This is a genomic window from Chromobacterium sp. W521 (assembly GCF_052805975.1).
Window position 1 is genome coordinate 122,580 of the sequence record NZ_JBRBAF010000004.1, and the last position, 23,246, is coordinate 145,825.

A 23,246-nucleotide genomic window follows, 5' to 3' on the forward strand; every position below is an offset into this window, starting at 1 on the left:
CCGCTTTCTCTGCTGTGTTCGCCTTGTCTCGCTCTGGCTCGCGAGACTTTGAAAAGGTTCTAAGTCAGGAATTGTTCGCGTCAGGAAACTCTCGGGCTTCCGCGTGGTCAGTCACACAGCGCCGACTCCGTTCAGGGGCCGGCGTTTTATTATGCTATGGATAGTGAACGGCGATTGAAGGATTTCGGATGAAAAGACTGATGATGATGTCGACGCTGCTGTTGACCGCCTGCGGCATCTTTCCGACACAGGAAGGCTATGCGCAGAAGGCGTATTACTGGCAGGGGCGTGATGTGAATCAATTGTTGGCGGAGTGGGGCGCACCGCAGAAAACCCTGAAGATGCCGAACGGCAATATGCTCTACACCTACAGCAAGGAATTCACCCAGCGTGAGCCGTTGCGTGAAAACCGCGTGTACGAACCGGGCGCCAAGGTGACTTACAACGAGAACGGTCAGACCAAGACCATAGAAACACCGGGACGGTGGGTCAACACCGGCATGATAGGCGGTGGTTCCACCCATTACAGCTGCACCACCAATTTCGTGGTCAATCCCAAGAGCCAACTGGTGGAAACCGTTAGCTTCGACGGCAATAACTGCGTGGCGGTGCCGCGGCAGTAAGAATCTGGTCAAAGCGCGCTGCGCTTCGTGAAGCGTTGCGCGGTGAGTACGAGCTCAAAATGTTCATGTACCACTTGACCATTCCGCTTTTTCGCTCGTTTTCGTCTTGTCACGCTCTGTGCTCGCGCGACTTTGAACAGGTTCTAAGCACTAGCCCCGCCGGCAGGCGGGGCTGCGGGTATTGGGAGCAAGCTCACGATCTCGCGAGCTTGCGCAGCGGATCGTGGATAGGTTCTTACTGACCGGGCAGCTTCCACTCGCCCTTGCTGCGGAAGGGCACTCGGCCCATGCCGTTCAAGTCTTCCAGCGTGCCATTCAGTTGGTATTCCAGCTTGCCGCCGTTGCCGGCCTCCATCGCCTTGCCTATCTGCTTCAGCCAGCCGGCCAGCGAGGTGTGCAATTGCAGCGTGACCACGCCTTCGCCCAGCGCAGGTACGGCGATGGCCTGATTGCTGACTCCCGTGGCCAGCTTCTCTCCCGCCACGTTCAGTTCCAGGGTCATGCCCTTGGCGTTCAAGGCCAGATTGTTGGGGTTGCTGACCCGCAGGCTGACTTCGAAGCTTTGTTCGAACAGCGTGGCCTTGCCTGGTTTGACGTCGGCGATGCTGACTTGGGGCTTCTGGTAGTTCAAGGCCGCGCAGCCGCTTAGCAGCAGGGTGAACAGGGCGACGCTCAGATATCGTTTCATATTCGGTGTTCCTTGGGTTGACCGGCGTTATTCCAAACCGCCCAGCACATCGCGGGTTACCGCCAGCCAGGCGCGGGCCGCATGTGACAAGTATCCGTTCTTTTGCCAGATCAGCGCCAGGTGCCAGACCAGCTTGGGCTCGGCCAGCGGGATCACATCGTAGGCCGAGCGGTCCAGCCGTTCCACGATGGAGCGCGGGAGCAGGGTGACGCCCATGTGGGCCGACACCAGTTCGACGATGAAGTCCCAATGCGCGCTGCGCCCCACCACATGCAGCGGGCGGCCCAGCTCGCGAAAGGCGTCGCTGACCCGGCGCGCCAGCGTGAAGTCCTGCGGGTAGAGCACAAAGGGCTGATTGGCGATCTGCTCCAGCCGCACCACGCTCTGCCCACGCCACTCCGAGCCGGCCGGCGCCACGAGGCATAGCGGATCGCGCACCACGGCGAATTGATCGAAAGCCTGGTTGTCCACCGGCAGCACCGCCACGCCGATTTCCAGTTCGCCGCTGCGCACGCTGCTCTCGATCGCCAGCGCGCCGTCTTCCACCATTTTCAGTTCGATCTGCGGATAGCGTTGGCGGAAGCTGCTGACCACCGGAGCGAAGAAGGCCACGCCCACCATGGGGGGCAGGCCGACCACCAGCTCGCCGCGTTTGAGCGCAGACAGGTCGGACAGCTCCGTTTTCAACTGGTTCATCGCCGATAGCACGTCCAGGCCGCGCTCATAAGTGGCACGGCCGGCGTCGGTGAGTCGGAAGCTGCGGCCCTCGCGCAGGATCAGCGGGCAGCCCAATTCCTCCTCCAGCTGGCGCACCATCTTGCTGATGGTGGGCTGAGTCACATAGAGGGCTTCGGCCGCCTTGGTGAAGCTTTGGCGTTTGACCACCTCGATGAAATAGCGCAGCGCGCGGATGTCCATATGTGCTTGTCCGGATCATGCATTCCAGATTGGAATGCGTGAAATAATTTTAATTCATTTTTTGAATGCATGGCGGCGCTCTATACTCGAACCACTCCCTGTGTTGTGTAGTGGCTCAATCATGGCAAATCCGAATCTTTCCGCATTCAAGCAAGTGGCGCTGACCATCGGTCAGGTGGCCTTGCTGAGCGTGGTGTGGATCGCGGCCAGTCAGTTGAGCAGCCATTTCCTGCCAGTGGTGCCTGCCGGCGTGCTAGGGATGTTCCTGGTGCTGGCGGCGCTCTGGCTGGGCTGGTTGCCACTGGCCTGGTGCCGCAGCGGCGCCCGCTGGTTGTTGGCTGAAATGTTGTTGTTCTTCATCCCCGCCGTCGTGGCGGTGATCCAGTACCCGGACGTGATCATGGCCGCCGGGCTACGGATTGTGGCGGTCATCGTGTTGTCCACCTTGTTGGTGATGGCGGCGACCTCCTGGGTGGTGGATAAATGTTATCGCTTGGAAGTGGCCCTGCGCTGGCATGGCCGCCAGAAACAGGTGAAGACGCATGGAGCATGAGATTGCACTGGCCAGTTTGCTGATTACCGTTGTTTTGTACGGACTGGTCAAAAAGTTTTATCTGAAAAAGCGCAGCTGGTGGAGCGCCCCGATTCTGGCGGTGCCGCTGTTGGTGATTGCGCTGGTGGTCTTGGCCAAGGTGCCGTACCGGGTGTATTTCGAAGACACCCGTTGGCTGACCTGGATGCTGGGGCCGGCCACGGTGGCTTTCGCGGTGCCGATCTACGAGCATCGGGCGATGATACGCCGGCACTGGTTGTCGCTGAGCTGCGGCGTGCTGGTGGGCATGCCGGTGGCGGTGTTCAGCTCGATCTGGCTGGCGCGACTGCTGGGCTTGTCCGACTTGTTGCAGCGCAGCCTGGCGCCGCGATCGATCAGCACTCCGTTCGCTTTGGCCACGGCCTCCGGCATTGGCGCTTCGCCGGACCTGACGGCGGTGTTCGTGGTGATGACCGGGGTGTGCGGCATGTTGTTGGGCGAAGTGATGCTGGCTTGGATGCCGCTGCGCTCCAGTCTGGCGCGCGGAGCCTTGTTCGGCGCCGCCGCCCACGCGGCCGGCACCGCCAAGGCCAGCGAGCTGGGCGCGGAAGAAGGCGTGGTGGCCAGCCTGACCATGATGCTGGGCGGTTTGGCGACGGTGTTCGCCGCGCCGCTGATAGGTTTGTTGTTGTAGTTTGTGTGTGTACTTGTTGTGACCCGCATTCCCGTGGGGTGGCGTGCGGTGGTTTCTCCTCATCTCCCCAAACGAGCGTTGTTAGGGCCGACCCAGTGGGTTGGCCCATTTTTTTTGCCCATCAGCCGCCTGGGGCGTGAAAAAACCCGGCCGGAGCCGGGCTTGGATGCCTGCCGTGGGTTCAACCCATTTGCTGCGGCGTGATCATGATCTCCACGCGGCGGTTTTTGGCTTTGCCGCTTTCGCTGGCGTTGCTGGCCACCGGTTGGGTCGCGCCGTAGCCCATGGTGCGCACCCGCACCGAGTTGACGCCCTGACCCTGCAGGTATTCGGTCACCGACTGAGCGCGTTTCTCCGACAGCGTCTGGTTATAGGCGGCGGCGCCGGTGCTGTCGGTGTGGCCGGCCACGGTGATCGAGGTGTCGGGGAATTGCACCAGCACGCCGGCGATATCGCCCAGCGGCTTTTGCACCCTGGTGTTCAACTGATAGCCGTTGGTGGGGAAGGTGATGTTGTCGGGCAGGGAGAGTTTTAGCTGGTCGCCAATGCGCTCGACCGCGATCTGGCTGTTCTTCAGCTTTTCGCGCAGTTGTTTTTCCTGGTAATCCATATAGCCGCCGATGCCGGCGCCGATCGCGCCGCAGGCCAGCGCCGAATTGCGGGCGCCTTTGCCGCCATGGGTCAGCGCGCCCACCAGGCCGCAGGCCGCCGCGCCGCCCAGGCCGTAGAGCGCGGTCTTGCTGATTTCGGTCTGGCCGGTTTGAGGGTTGGTGGTGCAGGCGGACAGGGCCAGCGCGGCTAGAGTCGCGGCGGCGGTGGCGGGCTTGAACAAACGGGTCATTGCTTCTCCACGGAATGGGGGTGAGGGTGCGGGTCCTGACCGAAGGGCGTGTGACAGACACAAGGTTCGCCTTCGGACGCTTCCACCAGGGTTTGCAGAATGCCGCATTCTGCCACGGTGTGATGGTCGTGGCAGCGGTCGCGCAGCGCCAGCAGCTGTTGTTCCAGCAGACGCAAGCTTTCCACTTGCTGATGGACCTTGCTGACCTGACGGTCTATCAGTTGGTTGATGTCGTCGCAGGCCAGCGAGGAGTCGGCCTTGAAGGCGGCCAGCTGGCGGATGTCGGCCAGCGACATGCCCAAGGAACGGCAGTGCAGGATGAAATTCAGTTCGCCCAATTGCTCGGCGTTGTAGCGGCGATAGCCGGAGGCGCTGCGCAGCGGCGCGGACAGCAGGCCTTCACGCTCGTAATAACGTATGGTTTCCACTTCGCAGCCAGTCTGGCGCGCCAGCTCTCCAATCAGCATCTCAGTCCTCCCGCAAGACGCCCGGCAATGGGGCGGTGGCGGCGATTTTCCGCCGGATGATGGAATTTTAGCAAAAAAGCTTGACCTTGTAGCGACTATAGGGTTTGCAATGAGGCTATATCAATCCGACCAAGGGAGGCCTCCATGTTCCAAGCAGCGCAAAAACAGCGACGCCGGCGTGCGCCGCATGCCGGCCATGCTTCTTGCCGGGGCGGAGAGGGCAAGCCAGATCCGCGCCAGGCGGACGATTGCTGCGGCCACAAATTAGAGGCGGCGATGCCGGCGCGTGATCATGACCACGAGCATGGCCACAGCCACGATCATGCCGGCAAGTCCTGCTCAGGCCATGATCACGGCGCGGAAGCGCCGCGCGCGGTGGCGCTGGGCGAGGGCGGCCGGCAGCAAGCGCGCTTGCATATCCAGGCGATGGACTGCCCGACCGAGGCCAAGCTGATTGAAAAGGCTTTGGGCGGCATGGCCGGGGTGGCCGCGCTGGAGTTCAACTTTATCGAGCGGGTGCTGCTGGTGCGTCACGACCTGCCCAATCTGGAGGGCGTTAAACAAGCCATCGCCAAGGTGGGCATGAAGGCGGTGGAGCTGAATGACGCCTCGGCGCTGGTGGAGCAGCCCAAGGCTTCGCGCCGGGGCAATTGGCTGCTGGCGCTATCCGGCCTGGCGGCGGCGGGTTCGGAAGGCGTGGCCTGGCTCAGCGGAGCGGACCAGGGCTGGGGCAGTGCGGCGCTGGCCTTGGCCTCCATCTTGCTGGGCGGCATGCCCACGCTGAAAAAGGGCTGGATCGCGCTGTCCACCCGCACGCTCAACATCCATTTCCTGATGTCGGTGGCGGTGATAGGCGCGATGCTGATCGGCCAATGGCCGGAGGCGGCGATGGTGTTGTTCCTGTTCGCCATCGCCGAGCGGCTGGAGGCGATGTCGCTGGCGCGCGCCGGCGAAGCGGTCAAAGCCTTGATGTCGCTGGCGCCGGAAACCGCCTGGGTGCAGAGCGGCGGCGAATGGGTGGAGCGCCCGGCCGCCGACGTGGCGCCGGGCAGCCGAGTGCGGGTGCGTCCGGGCGAGCGAGTGCCGCTGGACGGCCGCATCGAACAAGGCCACAGCGCGTTCAACGAAGCGCCTATCACCGGCGAGAGCCTGCCCGTGGACAAGTCTCCGGGCGAAGCGGTCTTCGCCGGCAGCATCAACGGCAGCGGCGTGGTGGAAGTGCTGACCACGGCGGGGGCCAACGGCAGCGTGTTGGCGCGCATCATCGACACTGTGCGCAATGCTCAGGCCAGCAAGGCGCCGACGCAGCGTTTCATCGACCGCTTCGCCGAGGTTTATACCCCGGTGGTGTTGGCGGCCGCGCTGCTGTTTGCCGTGGCTACCCCTATGCTGGGGTGGCTGAGCTGGAACGAGGCGGTCTATAACGCGCTGGTGATGCTGGTGATCGCCTGCCCGTGCGCGCTGGTGATCGCCACGCCGGTGACCGTGGTCAGCGCCTTGGCGTCAGCCGCCAAGCACGGCCTGCTGATCAAGGGCGGCGCGCCGCTGGAAATGGCGGCCAGGATAGACGCGGTGTGTTTCGACAAGACCGGCACCCTGACCGAGGGCGAGCCGCAAGTGACGGGCGTGGTGACGCTGGCCGAGGCGGATCAGGATCAGTTGTTGCGTTGGGCAGCGGCTCTGGACGCGCACTCCACTCATCCGCTGGCCAAGGCGGTGCTGGCGGCGGCGAACGCGCGAGGCCTATCCTGGCCGGAGGCGGAACAGGTCAGCGAGCAGGCCGGGCGCGGCGTCAGCGGCTTGGCGGACGGCCGGAAGCTGGCTTTGGGCAGCAGCCGGCTGGCGCGGGAGCAGGGCGCTTTGAGCGATGCCTTGCAGGCCGAGCTGTCGCGCTTGGAATTGGCGGGACAGGGCGCCTTGGTGTTGCTGGAGGGCGAGCGGGCGCTAGGCGTGATCGCGGTGGCGGACCGGATTCGTCCGGAAGCGCCGGCGGCTCTGCGGCAATTGGCCAAGTTGGGCGTGGCGACGGTGATGTTGAGCGGCGACAACCAGCAGGTGGCGCAGGCGGTGGCGGCGCAGACCGGCATCGTAGAAGCCCACGGCGGTTTGTTGCCGGAAGACAAGCTGGAGCGCATTGTCCGTTTGCAAGCCTCCGGCAAGATGGTGGCGATGGTGGGCGACGGCGTCAACGACGCGCCGGCGCTGGCCCGGGCCGACCTGGGCATCGCCATGGGGGCGGCCGGTTCCGACAGCGCGCTGGAAACCGCCGGCGTGGCCTTGATGGACGACAAGCTGGCCAAGCTGGCTGATTTGCTCAGCCACGCCCGGCGCACTTCGCGGGTGCTGAAAGCGAACATCGCGGTGGCCTTGTTGACCAAGCTGGTGTTCTTCGTATTGGCGATGCTGGGTATGGCCAGCTTGTGGATGGCGGTGTTCGCCGATGTGGGCACCAGCCTGGTGGTGATCGCCAACGGTCTGCGGCTGGCGCGCGGCGTGCGCAAGGCGGAGTGAGGGAGATTGCGTGGGATGTCGCCTGAATCTGGAACGTGTTTACGATCTGGCGAGCTAGGACGAGACAAGGGCTTGCCGCTGAAGAAGCGGAATGTACATGCGGTATATGTGCATTTTGAAGCGGGTTTCGACGCCCTTGCCTGACGATCCCGCCGCAGCGTAGCCGAGCGTAAACAGGCTCTCAGGCGTAGGTATCGATGTTGGACCCCAGCCCCGGGCCTTGTTGCTCGGGGCTGTTGATTTTCTGCCGCGCTTGAAGCGGGCTCAAGCCCTGCTTGCCGGCTTGCTGCTGCATCAGTTCAATGCGCGCCTGCTGTTCCATCTGCGCGGCGGCGGCGGCCACCGCGCGGTCCTGGCCGGAGGGGTCGGCCGGCGCCAGCGCGGCGCGCTGCACGGTCTGGGCATTGCTTATGGTTTCTTGCGGGGTGCTGCCCCGCGCCAGGCGGATGCCGACTTCGCCGCCTATCGCATATTGCTTGCCGTCCGGGCCTTGCTGATAGCTATAGGTGGCGCCGCCGCCGGCCAGCGCGCCGCCGGCCGCCAGATGCGCTTGTTCGTGCTGGCGCACATCGCTGTCGCGGGCCTTCAGCGCTTCCACTTGTTTTTGCTGCTGCTCGTCCAGCGGCTTGCCGTCGATGCCGCGCGCGGCGTTGGGTTTGGCTTGATCCGGTTGGTCTGGAGCGGCATCGGCGTTGCCGGCGCGGTTTCCGGATGCGGCTGTCCCCACCGGCGCCGCGGCGCTTGCCAGGCTTTGCTGGCAAGCCGGGCACTGGCAGTTGGGGCCGTGGCTGGTCTGTAATGCGTAGCCGCCATAACCGCCGTAGCTGGATATTCCGGAAAGGCTCATGAATTCACGGTTTTAGCTTGATATTTCTCAGTTTAGCCGCTATGGGCCGGCTTTGCCCAAATCAAAAGTCTTACCAAGCAGCATGGGCAAAAACTGTTTAAAAAGGAGGGATGGGGGCACAATAGGCGGTTTCGGATTTTTTGGGAGCGAAACATGGCGCAGCAAGTGGAGCAGGCGAGTCAGCGCGAGCTGGTGATGTCGGTGTTGATGACGCCGGACATGGCCAATTTTTCCGGCAATGTTCACGGCGGAGTGTTGTTGAAGCTGCTGGACCAAGTGGCTTACGCCTGCGCCAGCCGTTACGCCGGCTGTTACGTGGTGACGCTGTCCGTGGATCAGGTGCTGTTCAAGCAGGCCATTCACGTTGGCGAACTGGTGACCTTTCTCGCCAGCGTCAATCACGTGGGGCGCACCTCGATGGAGGTGGGTATCAAGGTGGTGGCGGAAGACATTCAGAAGCGCACGGTGCGCCACACCAATAGCTGCTACTTCACCATGGTGGCGTTTGAAAACGGCAAAGCGGTGCCGGTGCCGCCGCTGTCGTTGGAAACGGCGGAGCAGCAGCACCGTTTCCGCGATGCGGAAATCCGCAAGAAGATGCGGATGGAAACCGAGCAGCGCATGCGCCAAGCCTCCAGCCAGGACGGGGCCGATGCCTGAGGCGGCTTTCACCCTCTTGCACACGGAGCCGCGCTTCTACCTGGTGGACAAGGCGCCCGGCGTCAGCTTTCACCGAGACGGCGAGGAGGCCGGCTTGATGGAGGCCTTGCGCGCCGGCCTGGGCGACGAGGCTTTGTGGCCGGTGCACCGCTTGGACCGCATCACTTCCGGCTTGATCCTGGTGGCGCGTTCGGCAGAGACGGCGGCGCGGCTGGGCCAAGCCTTCGCCGGGAGAGAGATCGAGAAATATTATCTGGCGCTGTCTGACCGCAAGCCGAGCAAGAAACAGGGCAAGGTGGCGGGGGACATGGGCAAGGGGCGCGGAGGCGCCTGGCGTTTGCTGAGCAGTCAGGAAAACCCGGCGGTGACGCAGTTCTTCAGCTATTCGTTGCAGCCGGGTCTGCGCTTATTCCTGTTGCGGCCGCGCAGCGGCAAGACCCATCAGTTGAGAGTGGCTTTGAAATCGCAATCGGCGCCTATCCTGGGCGATCTGCTCTACGGCGGCGCGCCGGCGGACAGGGGTTATCTACACGCCTACGCCTTGCGCTTCGAACTGGAGGGAGAGCAATTCAGCTTTGTCTGTCCGCCGAGCCAGGGCGAAGCCTTCCTGTCCGATGCCTGCGGTGCGGTGTTGCAAGGCTTGGGCGCCCCCTGGGATTTGAACTGGCCGGCAGTGTGAGGGCCGGCCGCGGCCTGCTCAGGCCGCCAGCGTAGTGGTGGGAGCGGCCTTGTCGAAACGGGCCAACTCCACGCCGTACTGGCCGCAGAGATCGGCGAAGGCCTGGCTGGCGAGGAAGCGGAATTCCTTGTCCCGCGTCGCGGCAATCGGGTCGTCTTTATCCACGGCCAAGTGGCCGGGATGGCACATGATCAGGCCCCGGTCGGGGCTGCGAGCCAGCCACTGCTGCATCAGCCCGGCGAAGTCCGCTTGCGGCGTCAGCGAGTACATGCCGCCAAACCAAGGCGTGGTGCTGAAGCCCTGCTCGCGAGCGCCGTCGTCGAAACCGGTGCTGACGCTGCGAAGCACCAGCGCCTTGAGCCGGTTGTCGCCGGGGTGGCCAAGACGATCCGGCGCGCGCAAATAGGGCAGCGCCTGGCCCTGCCAGCGTTGGACAATGGCTTCAAACAAGGCGTCGCGAACCACCGGCAGCGCGTGCACATGCTGGTGGCCGTCGATGAAGTCCGGCAGCCGGCCGTAATGTTGGCAGAACAGATCGATTTGCATGGCGGCGGCATCGCGCAGCGTTGGGCGCGACAGCTGGCGCAACTGGCTCTTCATCAGCCAGTGCGATAAGGGACGGGCCTGATCGCCAAAGGGATGGCTCAGGTTGAAATGCAGGCCGATGTCGGCTTTGCCGTCGAAGGCTTTGAGATCGGAGGCGTGGCTGGCCCAGCTGGGCGCCTGGCTCATCACGCTGGTGGCGGACAGGCGGCCGGCGGCCAGCAGCTCCAGAATGCCGGCGCTGATGGCGTCGGACTGTGCGAAGTCGTCGGCGCAGAGTGTCAGTCGTTTTGTCATGGGGGTGTGACCGGGGCAAGCGGATAAAGTTTTATATCCGTTTGTGCTGGAAATTAAGGGTTTATGTGTGGTTTTTGTATCGGCTCCGCGCCGCGGAAGGCCCACAACTTGCTGAGCGCGAAGGTCAGCGCCGCCACGACGATCAGCACCAGCAAAAGCGCGGCGCGATAATTCAGCGGCGTGAAGCGCAGCAGCAGGCCGTACATCGCCTCGTTGACGATGAAGCTCAGGCAGGCAACGCCGAAGAAGCGCGGCAAGGCCTGGCGATGGGGGATATGCCGAGCCTGGAAGGTCTGCTGCCGGTGACCCCAGTAGCTGACCTGGAAAGCGATCAGGAAGCCCAGCACATTGGCTAGCAGCGGCGCCATGCCGAGCGGCACCAGCACCCAAGCCACCATGGCGAAGTGCACCAGCATGGCGGAAACGCCGACCACGCCGAACCAGAACAATTCGCGGCTCATTCGGCGGAGTTCCCCGCATCCCTCGCACCCTGGCCGCTGATGCGGCTGACCAGATAGGTGGGGCGTTGTTTGACCTCGTCGAAAATGCGGCCGACGTATTCGCCGAGGATGCCGATGGACAGCAGCTGCACGCCGCCGAGGAAGCTGATGGCCACCGCCAAGGTTGGCCAGCCGCTGACCGGATTGCCGAACAGCAGGGTATGAATCAGTTCCCAGGCCGCGTAAGCGATGGAGCATAGCGAAATCAGGCAGCCAATCACGGTCCAAATGCGCAGCGGCATATTGGAGAAGGCGGTCAGGCCGGTGATGCCCAAGTCCAGCAGCCGGCGGTAGTTGAAGCTGCTTTGGCCGGCGCGGCGCTCCCGGGTCTGAGTCGGCATCGGACGTTGGGTGAAGCCCACCCAATGATACAAACCCTTCATGAAGCGGTTGCGCTCCGGCATCTGGCGCAAGGCCTCCACCACGCAGCGGTCCAGCACGCGGAAGTCTTGGGTGTCGGCCGGCATTTTATGGCGGCTGCCGCTGTTGGCCAGGCGGTAAAAGGCGTGGGTGAACAGGCGTTTGGCCAGCGGCTCGTCTTCGCGGCTGCTGCGCACGCTGTAGACCATGTCGTAGCCTTTGCGCCATTCCTCCAGAAACACCGGCACCATCTCCGGCGGGTGCTGGAAGTCGCTGTCGATCAGCACGGCGACGTCGCCTTGTACATGGTCGACGCCGGCGGTGAGCGCGATCTCCTTGCCGAAGTTGCGGGACAGCTGGATCAGCGTCACCGGCAGTTCCGCGGCGTGGGTCAGTACCTGCTCCACGGTGTCGTCGCGGCTGCCGTCGTCCACCACCACCAGTTCGTGGCGGTAGCCGGCGTCGTTCAGCAACTGATGCAGGGTCTGCAGCATCGGCACGATGTTGGCGGATTCGTTGTAGGCGGGCACCACGCAGCTGACCAGCGGATCGGCCGGGCGCTCTTTGGCGCGCAGGCCAAGCAGATAAGGCGGGACGAAGGCGTTGCTCATATTAATGGGCCTCGGTCGGGGCCGCCGGCGCGGTATCGGCCAGCAGCAGCATGGTGTCGCTCATGATGTTGAAGCGGGCGCGCTCGGTGAAACGAGCGCGAACGTCGGCGGGCAGCCGTTCGAGATCGTTGACATCGCAGACGATGAAGCTGCCGGCCTTGCCGGCCAGCCAAGCGCGCAGTTGCTGAGGGTCCTGCGTGGTGCGCGCGCGGCCGTGGGAGTAGAACTCCGCGGAAAATTCACGGCGGCCACTCCAATAAATCAGGGCGCTGTCCGCGCTGGGCTGTTGTGCCTGCCAGGCCGCGACCACCTGTTTTTGAGTGCGCAGGTAGCGGTTGCCGTCGTAGTGGTTGAAGGCCAGCAGCGCCAGCATCAACAGTGCGCCGATCGCGGCTATCCCGGGCAGCGCGCTGCGCTTGGCGTCGCCGCCGCGCGCGCTGCGCTTGGCGTCGCCGCCGCGCGCGCGGTGCCACAGCTCGGCGAACAGCAGCGCGCAGCCGGGCAGCATGGGCAGCGAGTAGGGGAAGATGATGTTGCCGGACAGGCTGAAGAACAGCAGCGTCATCAGTGTCCACAAGGCCAGATAGAGCAGCCAGCCGTCGTCGTCGCGGCGAAGGCGAGGCAGCTTGGCGCCGTGGCGCGCCAGCCAGGCCAGCATGGCGACGGACCAGGGGAAAATGGCCCCCAGTGTGTACAGCCAGATCATCCCGCGCGGGGTGGCGTGGGCGAAGCCGTATTTGTCGCCCTTCCAGCCGGAGTCCAGGAAGCGGCTGACATGCTCGCCCATGATGAAGTAATCCAGGAAGCCAGGCGTGCGCAGCTCCGCCAGCGCATACCAAGGCGCGGCGATGGCGAACATCAGCAGAGTGCCGCGGATCCATGGCAGCTTGCGCCACAGCGCCAGCCACTGATTGCGCAGCAATACCCAGAAGAAGATGGGCATGCCCACCAGCACTACCGCCAGCGGCCCCTTGGCCAGCAAGCCCAGCCCCAGGCCGGCGAAGAACACATAGCCCCAGCCACGGCTGCCCCGTGCAAGAGCGTGCCAGAAGGCGGCCTGGCTCAGCGTTACACAGAACAACAGCGCCGGATCTGTCATCACCGTGCCGGCGGCGCCGAGGAAGAGCAGGCTGCTGGCCAGGATCAGCGCGGCGGCCATGGCGGCTTCGCGGCCGCTGCGGCGCAGCATCAGGTGAGCGCAGAGTCCCAGGGTGGCGATGGCCAACAGCAGCGAAGGCAGCCGCGCCGCGGCTTCATTGACGCCGAACAGCGCCATGCCGGCGGCGGACAGCCAGCTGGAAAGCGGCGGCTTGGCCCAGAAGGGGATGCCGTAATCGTGCCACAGTGTTACCCAGTTGCCGGTTTCCAGCATCTTGCGGGCGATCTCGCCGTAGCGCGCCTCGGTGGTGTCGGTCAGCGGAATCGTCCACAGGCCGATGAGACGGAGCAGCAGCAACAGCAGCAAGACGGCGATGCCACATTGCTGCCAGCGGGGAAGGGTCGATAGTTTCATTCGGGATGCGGTGCCGTCGGCGCGCGTGGGCGCGGCGGCGAGTATGAGTCAGGAGCCGGAAGCTCCGTATGATAAAGCCTTTTCCCGCTCCTGTGTGGATGGCGGAATAAGCGAAAAGCCGGCGGAGGCCGGCTTTGGGATCTTGCTGGTGCCCCGGCTTGCGGGGCCGCGCGGCGCTTATTGCAGGCCGTGCATCATTTTCTTCAGTTTGTACGACAGTGCGAACAGCACCAGCGAGCTGACGCCGGCCATGGCCACGAACAGCATGAAGAAATCATGCAGATTGTTGATGGCGTAGCCGAGGAAGTGCGGCACCGGCTTGCTTGGATCCGGGTACAGCTCCGACAAGGTGCCGGCGAACTTGTTGGCCGCGGCGTTGGACAGGAACCAGATGCCCATCATCAGGCCGGTGAAGCGGGCCGGGGAGAGTTTCACCACCAGCGAGAGGCCGATGGGGGACAGGCACAACTCGCCGAAGGTGTGCAGCACGTACAGGCTGACCAGCCACAGCATGCTGACCTTGACGCCCGGCTCCAGGCCTTCGACGCCGAAGGCGATCACCAAGTAGCCCAGCGCAAGGAAGAACAGGCCCAGCGCCATTTTAACCGGCGAGTTCGGCTCGCGGTTGTTCTGGCCCAGCTTGGTCCAGATGAGGGCGAAGATGGGCGCGAAAATCACGACCGAGATCGGGTTGATCGACTGGAAGTAGGAGGCCGGCACGGTGAAGCCGAGCACATTGCGATTGGTCTGTTCTTCGGCGAAGAAGGTCAGCGAGGCGCCTGCCTGCTCAAAGGCGGACCAGAAGAAGATCACGAAGGCGGACACAAGCAGGATCACCGCCAGGCGCTCCTTCTCCACGCGGGTCAGCGGGGCGTGTACGACTTTCTCGCCGCTGTCGTGGTGACGCTTGGGCGCCATGCCGATGGGCTTGCCTTGCGGGGTCACCAGATATTTGTTCTTGAACAGCGAGAAGATCACCAGGCTCAGCAGCATGCCGAAACCGGCGGCCATGAAGCCCCACTTGAAGTCGGCGGGGTGGCCGGTGTCGCCCAGGGTGCCGCACACCAAGGGCGCGATCAGCGAGCCCGCGTTGATGCCCATGTAGAAGATGGTGAAGGCGGAGTCGACGCGTTTGTCGCCCTCAGGATAGAGCTGGCCCACCATCGAGGAAATATTCGGCTTGAACAGGCCGTTGCCGGCGATCAGCATGCCCAGGCCGCCGTACAGCAGCCAGGCGGCGCTTTGCACATTGCTGTCGTGCAAAGAGCCGGAGAAGAACAGCATGAACTGGCCGATGGCCATCAATACGCCGCCCACCAGGATGGAACGGCGGTTGCCCCAGTAGCGGTCGGCGATATAGCCGCCTATCAGCGGAGTCAGATAGACCAGGCCGGTATAAGTGCCGTAGATGTCGGCGGCGTGAGCCTTGTCGAACATCAGGGCCTTGATCATGAACAGCACGAAAATGGCGCGCATGCCGTAATAGCTGAAGCGCTCCCACATTTCGGTCACAAAAAGCAGGTAGAGCCCTTTGGGATGCGAAGTGGTCGACATAGATTATTTCCTTGTGTGACTTGAGTGACACCACTTGAACGAGCAAGGTCGAGTGAGGTGTTGTTGTATTTTTTAATTGCCTTGGATTTTGTAGGCAATTTTTGATAATAACTAGGAAATGTTTGTATGTGAAAATTTTTTAATCTTTACTGCCATACAATCGTAATTAATAGAGTAAATGCGTCAATAACTGCCCTCATTTGTCATATTTATTTGTAAGTAAAATGACATGAATGCAGTAAGGGTTCGTATTTGGGCTATTGTCGAAAATCCCGTTGGGAGAGGGGTTTATGCGTATTTGCAGCTGGATGGAGGCGTGAGGAACGGGTTGTGTTTCGATTTGCCGACTCTGAGGCAAAACAGCAACACTCATCTGGGCGGTGGAGGAGGGGCAAAGAAAAAGCCCTGCCAGAGGCAGGGCCGGGAGGCGGACGGCTTAGTTGCCGCCGACGGTGTCCAGCCTCAGTTGCGGATGTTCGTCGGCGCCGGCGCGCAGCACCTCGGTCTGGCGGCTACTGTTGTAGCGTAGTTCGCCGTTCACAAAGATCTGGCCTTCCACCACATAGCGACCATCGGGTTTGATCGCCTGCTTGTCGTAACACAGGGAGAAGTCCGCCGGAATGCTGCGTGGTTTTTCCAGGATCTGCTCCGCCAGCAGTTGGGGCGGCGCGTCTTGGCGGCTTTGATCCAATAGGCGCACTTTGACGAGCACGTCCTTGGCCTGGGACAGCGTGGCGCTCTGTTGAGGCGCGATATTGCCGGTCAGATAGGCTGGCACGAAACCGCCGGCGTGGGCTGCGCTCAAGGCCAGGCCTAGAGCCAATGCGCATAGGGAGCGGGTCAGTCGCTTCATCATCAGTCCGCCGGCTCCAGGTTTTGATGGCCGAGGGAGACGGTCTGGCCTTCGGCGGGTTTCCATTCGCCCTGCAGCCGCCATTGCTTGGCCTGGTCTTCCAGCAGGATGTACCAATGATTGGCCTTGACCGGCACCGCCGGCAGCACGGCCTGGTAGAGGTTGGGACCGGCCTGGCGCATTTCCACCTGTTGGTCGAAGTCGTCCTGCGCCGGGTGAACCATGCGCATGGTGATGACGGCGGGCAGCGGCACCTTGCTGGTGGTGATCAGCCGCAGCGTGCGCTGGTCCGTGCCCACCATCAGCTGCGCGCTCAAGCCCATATTGAAGGCTTGCTTGTCGCGGCGCAGTTCCATATTGATGGCCTTGCCCTTCTTGTAGTAGTCGTCGGTGACCAGGCCGTCGTCGGTGCGGATCGCGGTGGCGAGGAACATCACGCCGACGATGACGGACACCAGCGGCAGGCCGAACAGAATCCAGGGCCAGGGTTCGCGGTACCAGGGGCGCGGAGCGGGGGCGGTATGCTGCATGTATTACTCTCCGATGAAGCTGGACTTCTCTTCCACTTGCAGGGAAGGGTGGTTGATGGACTGGATCAGGAAGCGGATTTCATGGCTGCCTTTGGTCGCGTACTGCGGGTCGGCCTGCACGTGGACGGTGACGTCGGTGTTGCCGGTGGCGGCAACGGCGATATCGCCGCGGTCGGCCTGCACTTTCAGGCCGGGCAAGCCCGATGCTGTGATCCTGAAATGCTGATTCTGTTCCGTAGTATTGATAATTTTAATGATATAGGTGTTTTCCAGCCAGCCGGCATCGGTTTCACGCACCAGCGAGGCGCGATCGCGGATCACATCCACTTTGAACGGCTTGCGCATCCACATGGAGCCGATGGCGGTGGCGATGACGATGGCGAGCACCAGCGTATACAGTATCACGCGAGGACGCTTGAGCCGGGAGGCGATGGCTTTCTCAGGGTATTTGCCTTCCAGCGCATTTTCCGTGGTGTAGCGAATCAGGCCGCGCGGATAGGCCATTTTGTCCATCACTTCGTCGCAGGCGTCGATGCAGGCGGCGCAGCCGATGCACTCGTATTGCAGACCGTTGCGGATGTCGATACCCACCGGACAGACTTGAACGCAGATGCTGCAGTTGATGCAGGCGCCCAGCCCTTGCTCCTTGGGATCGCTGCCTTTCTTGCGCGCCCCGCGCGGCTCGCCCCGTTTCTCGTCATAGGAAATGATCAGGGTGTCGGCGTCGAACATCACGCTCTGGAAGCGCGCGTACGGGCACATGTATTTGCAGACCTGTTCGCGCATGAAGCCGGCCAGCAGATAGGTGAAGCCGGCGTAGAAGAACATCCAGAAGGTTTCCCACGGCCCGTAGTCGAAGCGGGGCGCGGCGGCGACCAGGTCGCGGATCGGCGTGAAGTAGCCCACCAGCGTGAAGCCGGTCCACAGCGAGAACAGGATCATCAGGCTGTGCTTGGTGAATTTGAGGCGGAACTTGCGCGCGCTCATCGGCGCCTTGTCCAGCTTGATGCGCTTGCCGCGGTCGCCCTCCACCCATTGTTCTATCCACAGCATGATTTCGGTGTAAACCGTCTGCGGACAGGAGTAGCCGCACCAGAGCCGGCCGGCGATGGTGGTCCAAGTGAACAGGCCGAAGGCGCAGCACATCAGCAGCGCGGCCAGATAGACGAAGTCCTGCGGCCAGATGGTGAGGCCGAACAGATAGAACTTGCGTTCGATCAGATCGAAATGCAGCGCCTGGCGTCCGTTCCAGTTCAGCCAGGGCAAGCCCAGGAAAACCAACTGGGTGCCGACGACGAAGAGCACGCGCAGATTGTTGAACAGGCCTTTGACGGCACGCGGATAAATCTTGGTTTGCGACTCGTACAGAGAAACGGTCTCGGTGGCCTCGGGCTGCGAGCCGGCTTGGCGCGGCGGTTCTACCTTGATCGGGATTTCCTTGAGCGAATCGGACATGGGCGTTTCCTTCTCTGCGGATTTGGCCAAGGCCATGGGGGTATGGGCTTGGCGAAATGCGCGGCTGCATCGGAGCGGAGATGTTATATGAAATCATATAACATCCTCGCGAAAGAATACTGCCCGCATGAGCGGGCAGTAGATCAGTACCGGTTTATTGCGGCGCTTTGGGGTTGTTGGACAAGCCCCAGACGTAAGCGGTCAACAGGTGTACTTTGCCTTCACCCAGGAAGTCTTTCCAGGCCGGCATCTGGTTGTTGCGGCCGTTGGTGATGGTTTCGATGATGGTTTTCTCGCTGCCGCCGTACAACCAGTTGTTGTCGGTCAGGTTGGGCGCGCCCAACTGCTGGTTGCCCTTGCCGTCCGGGCCATGGCAGGCGACACAGACCGTGGCGAAGGTTTCCTTGCCGCGAGCCGCGCGTTCAGCGTCATGCTTGCGTTTGGACAGCGACAGCACGTAGTTGGCGACGTCCTTGACCTTTTCCTCGCCGAACGCCGCGCCCCAGGCCGGCATCTGGCCGTGGCGGCCTTCGGAGATGGTGGCGTGGATGTCCTTGACGTCGCCGCCCCACAGCCACTTGCTGTCGGTCAGGTTGGGGAAGCCCTTGGCGCCGCGGGCGTCGGAGCCGTGGCACTGCACGCAGTAGGTCTGGAACAGGCGCTTGCCCATTTCCTGAGCTTTGGGATCGGCGGCTACGGCCTTGACGTCCTGTTTCAGGAACTGGTCGTACAGCGGCTGATACTTGGCTTCCGCCTGCGCGCGCTCCTTCTTGTACTGGTCTACCGAAGTCCAGCCAAACACGCCTTTCCAGGTGCCCAGGCCAGGGTACAGAATCAGGTAGACCACGGCGAAGGCCAGGGTCACGTAGAACATCAACATCCACCAGCGCGGCAGCGGGTGGTTGTATTCGGAAAGGTCGCCGTCCCACACGTGGCCGGTGATCTCAACCTGTTCGCCCTTTTGCACCTTGATCTTGGATTGTGAAAACACCAGATAGGTCAGCCATACGAGGCCGCCCAGCACGATCGCGGTGATCCAGATGTTCCAGAATTCGCTCACGAAATCACTCATTTTTTTGCTCCGTTGGAAGCTTGGTCTTGTTCCGCTTCCTGCACCTTGTCGTCGTCGAGGAAGGGCAGGTTGGCCGCGTCCTCATACCGGTTCTTGGAGCGCTTGCTGTAGGCGATGCCCAGCACCACGATGAAGAATGCAAAGCACACTACCGTGAACAGCGAGCGTCCGATGGTTACCCAGTCCATGGCTTAACGAACGTTCTTCAAGGCAAGGCCCAGGCCTTGCAGGTAAGCGACCAGCACGTCCATTTCCGACTTGCCCTCCACCTGAGCCTTGGCTTCGGTGATGTCTTTGTCGGTGTATGGGACGCCAACCAGGCGCAGCGCCTTCATCTTGGTCGGCACGCTGTCGGCGTCGGCCAGATTCTTGGCCAGCCACGGGAAGGCAGGCATATTGGACTCAGGCACCACGTCGCGCGGGTTGACCAGGTGCACGCGATGCCATTCGTCGGAATAGCGGCCGCCTACGCGGGCCAGGTCCGGCCCGGTGCGCTTGGAGCCCCACAGGAAGGGGTGGTCGTAAACCGATTCGCCGGCCACGGAGTAATGGCCGTAGCGTTCGGTTTCAGCGCGGAACGGACGGATCATCTGCGTGTGGCAGGTGTGGCAGCCTTCGCGGATGTAGATGTCGCGGCCAGCCAGCTGCACGGCGGTGTAGGGCTTGACGCCGGCCACCGGCTGAGTGGTCGATTTCTGGAAGGCCAGCGGCAGGATTTCCACCAGGCCGGCCACGCTGACGACCAGCAGGGTGAACACGATCAGATAGCCGACGTGTTCTTCGATCAGTTTTTGTATCTTATCCATGATGTTTCCTTGCGCCTCAATGAGCGTGGGCGGTGATGGCCGGAATCTTGGCGTCTACGGCACGGCCCGCGGTTACGGTGCGGAAGGTGTTGTAGGCCATCAGGAACATGCCGAGCAGGTACAGGAAGCCGCCAAGCAGACGCACGAAGTGGTACGGATAGGTGGCTTTGACCGCCTCAACGAAAGCGTAGGTCAGGGTGCCGTCCGGGTTCAGCGCGCGCCACATCAGGCCCTGGGTCACGCCGGAGATCCACAATGCGGCGATGTACAGCACCACGCCGACGGTGGCGAGCCAGAAATGGGCTTCAACCAGCTTCAGGCTGAACATGGATTCGCGGCCGAACAGGCGGGGAATCAGGTAGTACATGGAACCGATGGTGATGAAGCCCACCCAGCCCAGCGCGCCGGAGTGCACGTGGCCGATGGTCCAGTCGGTGTAGTGAGACAAGGCGTTGACGGTCTTGATCGACATCATCGGGCCTTCGAAGGTGGACATGCCGTAGAAGGACAGCGATACCACCAGGAATTTCAGCACCGGGTCGGTGCGCAGCTTATGCCAAGCGCCCGACAGGGTCATGATGCCGTTGATCATGCCGCCCCAGCTCGGAGCCAGCAGCACCAGGGAGAACACCATGCCTACGGATTGGGTCCAGTCCGGCAGGCTGGTGTAGTGCAGGTGGTGAGGGCCGGCCCACATATAGGTGAAGATCAGCGCCCAGAAGTGCACTACGGACAGGCGGTAGGAGTAAACCGGACGGCCAGCCTGTTTCGGGATGAAGTAGTACATCATGCCCAGGAAGGCGGCGGTCAGGAAGAAGCCCACGGCGTTATGGCCGTACCACCATTGCACCATGGCGTCCACGGCGCCGGAGTAGGCGGAGTAGGATTTCCACAGCGACACCGGCACGAAGGCGGAGTTGACGATGTGCAGCAGGGCCACGGCCAGGATGAAGGCGCCGTAGAACCAGTTGGCCACGTAGATGTGCTTGACCTTGCGGATGGCGATGGTGCCGAAGAAAACAATGGCGTAAACAACCCAGATCACCGCGATCAGGAGCTTGATCGGCCATTCCAGCTCGGCGTACTCCTTGCTGGTGGTCAGGCCCAGCGGCAAGGTGATGGCGGCCAGCACGATCACCAGCTGCCAGCCCCAGAAGGTGAAGGCGGCGAGCTTGTCGGAGATCAGCCGGACGTTACAGGTACGCTGCACTACGTAGTAGGAAGTGGCGAACAAACCGCAGCCGCCGAAGGCGAAGATGACCGCATTGGTGTGCAGCGGGCGCAGGCGGCCGAAGTGGAACCAGGGGCCGAAGTTCAAATCGGGCCAGACCAGTTGGGCCGCAATGATGACGCCCACCAACATGCCGACAATGCCCCACACGACGGTCATGATGGCAAATTGGCGCACCACCTTATAGTTATAAGTGGATTGCGTTTCCATTTAGGGTTTTCTCCAAGGTTGCTAACTCAGAACGTGACATATCTAATCGACGGCTTGAAGTCCGGGCGACTGTCCCAATCTGTACTGATGTGACTGTATCCAGACGAAGCCGTAGGGAAAACGACTTTTATTAAAATCAAGCGCTTGACCCAGATCGCAGCGGTACTGATGTCTGTATTAGCAGTTCATCCCGTATTGCGACAGCGCAATTTCCCCATTTAGTTAACCCGGCATTCTAAATCAATTACCCATATCGGGCCAGTTTGGACGGCCGGGGATGTCGCTTTCCCATTTGTCTTTATTTATGTCTCAAGCGAGCGTGACAGTTCTTGCAAATACTGTTGCTACTGGCGAGATTGTATTGTCTGGCGGCCCAGCCTTCTTGACCTGGATCAAGATGTCATAAAACGCAGCGTTTACCCGCGGCAAGTGCTAAAATCAGAAGGTTTTGCAACGATTGCAGGCAGATCATGACCGTTTCCGTCCGCTACACCCTATGTCCCCGCGCCCCTGAGGCGCATCTTTTCGAGGTCGTCCTGACCGTTTCCAAACCCGCAAAGAACGGCCAGATTTTCTCCTTGCCGGCTTGGATTCCCGGTAGTTACATGATCCGGGAGTTCTCCAGGCATATTGTGGAAATTCGCGCGGAATCCGCGGGAAAAGCGGTGCAGCTGGTCCAGTTGACAAAAAACAGCTGGCAAGCCGCGTCGGTCAAGGGCGTGCTGGTTCTGCGCTATAAAGTTTATGCGTTTGATCTGTCCGTGCGCGGAGCGTATCTGGACGCGGAGCGCGGCTTCTATAACGGCAGCAGCGTTTTCCTGGCGGTGGACGGCTATGAAAACGAGGCCTGCGCGGTGGAGATCCTGCCGCCGGAAGGCAAGGCCTACGCCGATTGGAAAGTGGCGACCAGTCTGCCGGCGCGCGGCGCGGACAAGAAAACCGGCTTCGGCGGCTATCAGGCGGCTTCCTACGACGAGTTGATCGACCATCCTGTGGAGTTGGGCGCCTTCGAGCGAGTCAGCTTCAAAGCCTGCGGCGTACCGCACGAATTCGTTGTCTCCGGTCGTTTCCGCGCCGACCTCAAGCGCTTGGCGCGCGACACCAAGAAAATTTGCGAATACCAGATCAAATTGTTTGGCGAGCCGGCTCCGTTCGAACGCTATGTGTTCATGCTTTTCGTCGGCAAAGACATCTACGGCGGTCTGGAGCATCGCGCTTCCACCGCGCTGGTGGCCAATCGCGACGATTTGCCGCAACAGGGCGTTGAGGAGATCGGCGACGGCTATCTGAAACTGTTGGGTCTGATCAGCCACGAATACTTCCATAGTTGGAACGTCAAGCGGATGAAGCCGGCGGCGTTCACGCCCTATGATCTGAACCAGGAGGGCTACACCCGTTTGTTGTGGGCCTTTGAGGGCATCACTTCCTATTACGACGACCTGAGCCTGGTGCGCTGCGGTCTGATCGATGAAAAGCGCTATCTGGGCCTGCTGGCGGAGACCATCAGCGGCGTGGAGCGCGGCGCCGGCCGCCTGAAGCAGACCTTGGAGCAATCCAGTTTCGAAGCCTGGACCAAGTATTACCGGCAAGACGAAAACAGCCCCAACAGCATCGTCAGCTATTACACCAAGGGCGCGCTGGCCGCGTTGGCGCTGGACTTGACCATACGCCGCGACAGCCAGGGCCGTCAGTCGCTGGACGATGTGATGCGGGCGCTGTGGCGCAAGTGGCTGGACGACGGCAAGGGTTTGGCCGAGGACGAGTGGGAAAAACAGGCGCAGGCCGTTACCGGCCTGGATCTCAAAGCCTTCTTCGATCAAGCATTGCGCGGCGTCGAGCCCTTGCCGCTGGCCCAGCTGCTGGCTACCCAGGGCGTGGAACTGCGCTTTGAGCCGGCCGCCAACGCCGGCGATCGCGGCGGCCTGGTGTTGAACGGCAAGCCGGCTCCGGCCAGCCTGGGCGTCAAGGCGGTGGCCGAGGCCCAGGGCGTGCGCGTGATCAACGTCTACGACGGCGGGGTGGCGCAGCGCGCCGGCCTGTCCGGGGGCGACGTGATCGTGGCGATAGACAAGCTCAAAGCGGTGGATCTGGACAAGGCGCTGGCGCGTTATCAGCCGGGCGATAAGCTTAAACTGCATTGGTTCCGCCGCGACGAACTGATCAGCGCGCAAGTGGAGCTGCAAGCCGCGCCTGCCGACGCCTGTCGGTTGCTGTTGCAGGACGACGGCGCCCGGTGGCTGCGCCGCTAACA

The 23,246-nt window shown here is 62.2% G+C and carries 24 protein-coding genes; 7 read left to right on the plus strand and 17 right to left on the minus strand.

Going from position 1 to position 23,246, the window contains the following annotated elements:
• The first annotated feature begins 188 nt into the window (after nt 1–188).
• Nucleotides 189–623 carry a hypothetical protein gene (locus tag ACUXV1_RS07085; RefSeq protein WP_081554346.1) on the plus strand — a complete coding sequence of 145 codons (435 nt, stop codon included), beginning with the start codon at nt 189–191 and terminating at the stop codon, nt 621–623.
• 235 nt (nt 624–858) lie between these two features.
• Here ACUXV1_RS07085 and ACUXV1_RS07090 read toward each other — a convergent pair whose 3' ends face one another.
• Together ACUXV1_RS07090 and ACUXV1_RS07095 are read right to left on the minus strand one after the other, a co-directional pair.
• Nucleotides 859–1,311, minus strand: coding sequence for an LEA type 2 family protein (locus ACUXV1_RS07090; protein WP_446014804.1), 453 nt, complete (start codon nt 1,309–1,311; stop codon nt 859–861).
• A 27-nt stretch (nt 1,312–1,338) separates the two neighbouring features.
• Entirely contained in the window at nt 1,339–2,229 is an 891-nt protein-coding gene (locus ACUXV1_RS07095; RefSeq protein WP_081554345.1) for a LysR family transcriptional regulator, read from the minus strand.
• Between the two features lie 121 nt (nt 2,230–2,350).
• Between ACUXV1_RS07095 and ACUXV1_RS07100 the strand changes: the two genes are divergently transcribed.
• Both ACUXV1_RS07100 and ACUXV1_RS07105 read left to right on the plus strand, forming a co-directional pair.
• Nucleotides 2,351–2,782 carry a CidA/LrgA family protein gene (locus ACUXV1_RS07100; RefSeq protein WP_043632339.1) on the plus strand — a complete coding sequence of 144 codons (432 nt, stop codon included), beginning with the start codon at nt 2,351–2,353 and terminating at the stop codon, nt 2,780–2,782.
• Complete coding sequence (locus ACUXV1_RS07105; protein ID WP_052370280.1) at nt 2,772–3,455, plus strand: LrgB family protein; 684 nt, start codon at nt 2,772–2,774, stop codon at nt 3,453–3,455. Before ACUXV1_RS07100 ends, ACUXV1_RS07105 begins: the two co-directional genes overlap by 11 nt.
• Before the next feature lie 181 nt (nt 3,456–3,636).
• Here ACUXV1_RS07105 and ACUXV1_RS07110 read toward each other — a convergent pair whose 3' ends face one another.
• Both ACUXV1_RS07110 and ACUXV1_RS07115 read right to left on the minus strand, forming a co-directional pair.
• Nucleotides 3,637–4,296, minus strand: a complete 660-nt coding sequence (locus tag ACUXV1_RS07110; RefSeq protein ID WP_446014807.1) for an OmpA family protein — start codon at nt 4,294–4,296, stop codon at nt 3,637–3,639.
• Nucleotides 4,293–4,763: a Cd(II)/Pb(II)-responsive transcriptional regulator gene (locus ACUXV1_RS07115; RefSeq protein WP_019103421.1), complete on the minus strand. Its 471-nt coding sequence runs from the start codon at nt 4,761–4,763 to the stop codon at nt 4,293–4,295. Before ACUXV1_RS07115 ends, ACUXV1_RS07110 begins: the two co-directional genes overlap by 4 nt.
• Nucleotides 4,764–4,907: 144 nt before the next feature.
• Between ACUXV1_RS07115 and ACUXV1_RS07120 the strand changes: the two genes are divergently transcribed.
• Nucleotides 4,908–7,274, plus strand: coding sequence for a heavy metal translocating P-type ATPase (locus tag ACUXV1_RS07120; protein ID WP_446014808.1), 2,367 nt, complete (start codon nt 4,908–4,910; stop codon nt 7,272–7,274).
• Nucleotides 7,275–7,455: 181 nt separating this feature from the next.
• Here the strand turns inward: ACUXV1_RS07120 and ACUXV1_RS07125 are convergent, their stop codons facing one another.
• Nucleotides 7,456–8,121: a putative metalloprotease CJM1_0395 family protein gene (locus tag ACUXV1_RS07125; protein WP_019103424.1), complete on the minus strand. Its 666-nt coding sequence runs from the start codon at nt 8,119–8,121 to the stop codon at nt 7,456–7,458.
• 153 nt (nt 8,122–8,274) lie between these two features.
• Here ACUXV1_RS07125 and ACUXV1_RS07130 point away from each other — a divergent pair, with 153 nt between their 5' ends.
• Nucleotides 8,275–8,781: an acyl-CoA thioesterase gene (locus tag ACUXV1_RS07130; protein ID WP_019103425.1), complete on the plus strand. Its 507-nt coding sequence runs from the start codon at nt 8,275–8,277 to the stop codon at nt 8,779–8,781.
• A complete protein-coding gene (locus tag ACUXV1_RS07135) occupies nt 8,774–9,460 on the plus strand; it encodes a TIGR01621 family pseudouridine synthase (RefSeq protein ID WP_446014809.1) in 687 nt (228 codons plus the stop codon). The genes ACUXV1_RS07130 and ACUXV1_RS07135 overlap by 8 nt, the downstream gene beginning before the upstream one ends.
• An 18-nt stretch (nt 9,461–9,478) precedes the next feature.
• Here the strand turns inward: ACUXV1_RS07135 and ACUXV1_RS07140 are convergent, their stop codons facing one another.
• From ACUXV1_RS07140 to ccoN, 12 genes are all read right to left on the minus strand, one after another.
• The gene (locus ACUXV1_RS07140; RefSeq protein WP_203389574.1) at nt 9,479–10,300 is read right to left on the minus strand and encodes a ChbG/HpnK family deacetylase; all 822 of its coding nucleotides are present in this window, start codon (nt 10,298–10,300) and stop codon (nt 9,479–9,481) included.
• Between the two features lie 53 nt (nt 10,301–10,353).
• Complete coding sequence (locus ACUXV1_RS07145) at nt 10,354–10,761, minus strand: GtrA family protein (RefSeq protein ID WP_043632356.1); 408 nt, start codon at nt 10,759–10,761, stop codon at nt 10,354–10,356.
• Nucleotides 10,758–11,771, minus strand: a complete 1,014-nt coding sequence (locus tag ACUXV1_RS07150; RefSeq protein ID WP_114152219.1) for a glycosyltransferase family 2 protein — start codon at nt 11,769–11,771, stop codon at nt 10,758–10,760. The genes ACUXV1_RS07145 and ACUXV1_RS07150 overlap by 4 nt, the downstream gene beginning before the upstream one ends.
• A 1-nt stretch (nt 11,772) precedes the next feature.
• The gene (locus ACUXV1_RS07155; RefSeq protein WP_446014810.1) at nt 11,773–13,284 is read right to left on the minus strand and encodes an ArnT family glycosyltransferase; all 1,512 of its coding nucleotides are present in this window, start codon (nt 13,282–13,284) and stop codon (nt 11,773–11,775) included.
• 177 nt (nt 13,285–13,461) lie between these two features.
• The gene (locus ACUXV1_RS07160) at nt 13,462–14,838 is read right to left on the minus strand and encodes a peptide MFS transporter (RefSeq protein ID WP_019102795.1); all 1,377 of its coding nucleotides are present in this window, start codon (nt 14,836–14,838) and stop codon (nt 13,462–13,464) included.
• A gap of 436 nt (nt 14,839–15,274) precedes the next feature.
• Nucleotides 15,275–15,694 carry a YbaY family lipoprotein gene (locus ACUXV1_RS07165; protein ID WP_019102686.1) on the minus strand — a complete coding sequence of 140 codons (420 nt, stop codon included), beginning with the start codon at nt 15,692–15,694 and terminating at the stop codon, nt 15,275–15,277.
• Complete coding sequence (locus ACUXV1_RS07170) at nt 15,694–16,221, minus strand: FixH family protein (protein WP_019102685.1); 528 nt, start codon at nt 16,219–16,221, stop codon at nt 15,694–15,696. Before ACUXV1_RS07170 ends, ACUXV1_RS07165 begins: the two co-directional genes overlap by 1 nt.
• Nucleotides 16,222–16,224: 3 nt before the next feature.
• Nucleotides 16,225–17,676 (minus strand): cytochrome c oxidase accessory protein CcoG, encoded by a 1,452-nt coding sequence (ccoG, locus tag ACUXV1_RS07175; RefSeq protein ID WP_081554336.1) that lies wholly within the window; start codon nt 17,674–17,676, stop codon nt 16,225–16,227.
• Between the two features lie 154 nt (nt 17,677–17,830).
• Entirely contained in the window at nt 17,831–18,748 is a 918-nt protein-coding gene (ccoP, locus tag ACUXV1_RS07180) for a cytochrome-c oxidase, cbb3-type subunit III (protein ID WP_114152222.1), read from the minus strand.
• On the minus strand, nt 18,745–18,936 hold the full coding sequence (locus tag ACUXV1_RS07185) for a cbb3-type cytochrome oxidase subunit 3 (protein ID WP_019102682.1): 192 nt from the start codon (nt 18,934–18,936) through the stop codon (nt 18,745–18,747). Before ACUXV1_RS07185 ends, ccoP begins: the two co-directional genes overlap by 4 nt.
• Before the next feature lie 3 nt (nt 18,937–18,939).
• On the minus strand, nt 18,940–19,554 hold the full coding sequence (gene ccoO, locus ACUXV1_RS07190) for a cytochrome-c oxidase, cbb3-type subunit II (RefSeq protein WP_043632373.1): 615 nt from the start codon (nt 19,552–19,554) through the stop codon (nt 18,940–18,942).
• Between the two features lie 16 nt (nt 19,555–19,570).
• Nucleotides 19,571–20,995 (minus strand): cytochrome-c oxidase, cbb3-type subunit I, encoded by a 1,425-nt coding sequence (gene ccoN, locus ACUXV1_RS07195; RefSeq protein ID WP_019102680.1) that lies wholly within the window; start codon nt 20,993–20,995, stop codon nt 19,571–19,573.
• 470 nt (nt 20,996–21,465) lie between these two features.
• On the opposite strand from ccoN, the gene ACUXV1_RS07200 reads away from it, so the two are divergent.
• Nucleotides 21,466–23,244: a M61 family metallopeptidase gene (locus tag ACUXV1_RS07200; RefSeq protein ID WP_446014812.1), complete on the plus strand. Its 1,779-nt coding sequence runs from the start codon at nt 21,466–21,468 to the stop codon at nt 23,242–23,244.
• Nucleotides 23,245–23,246: the final 2 nt, after the last annotated feature.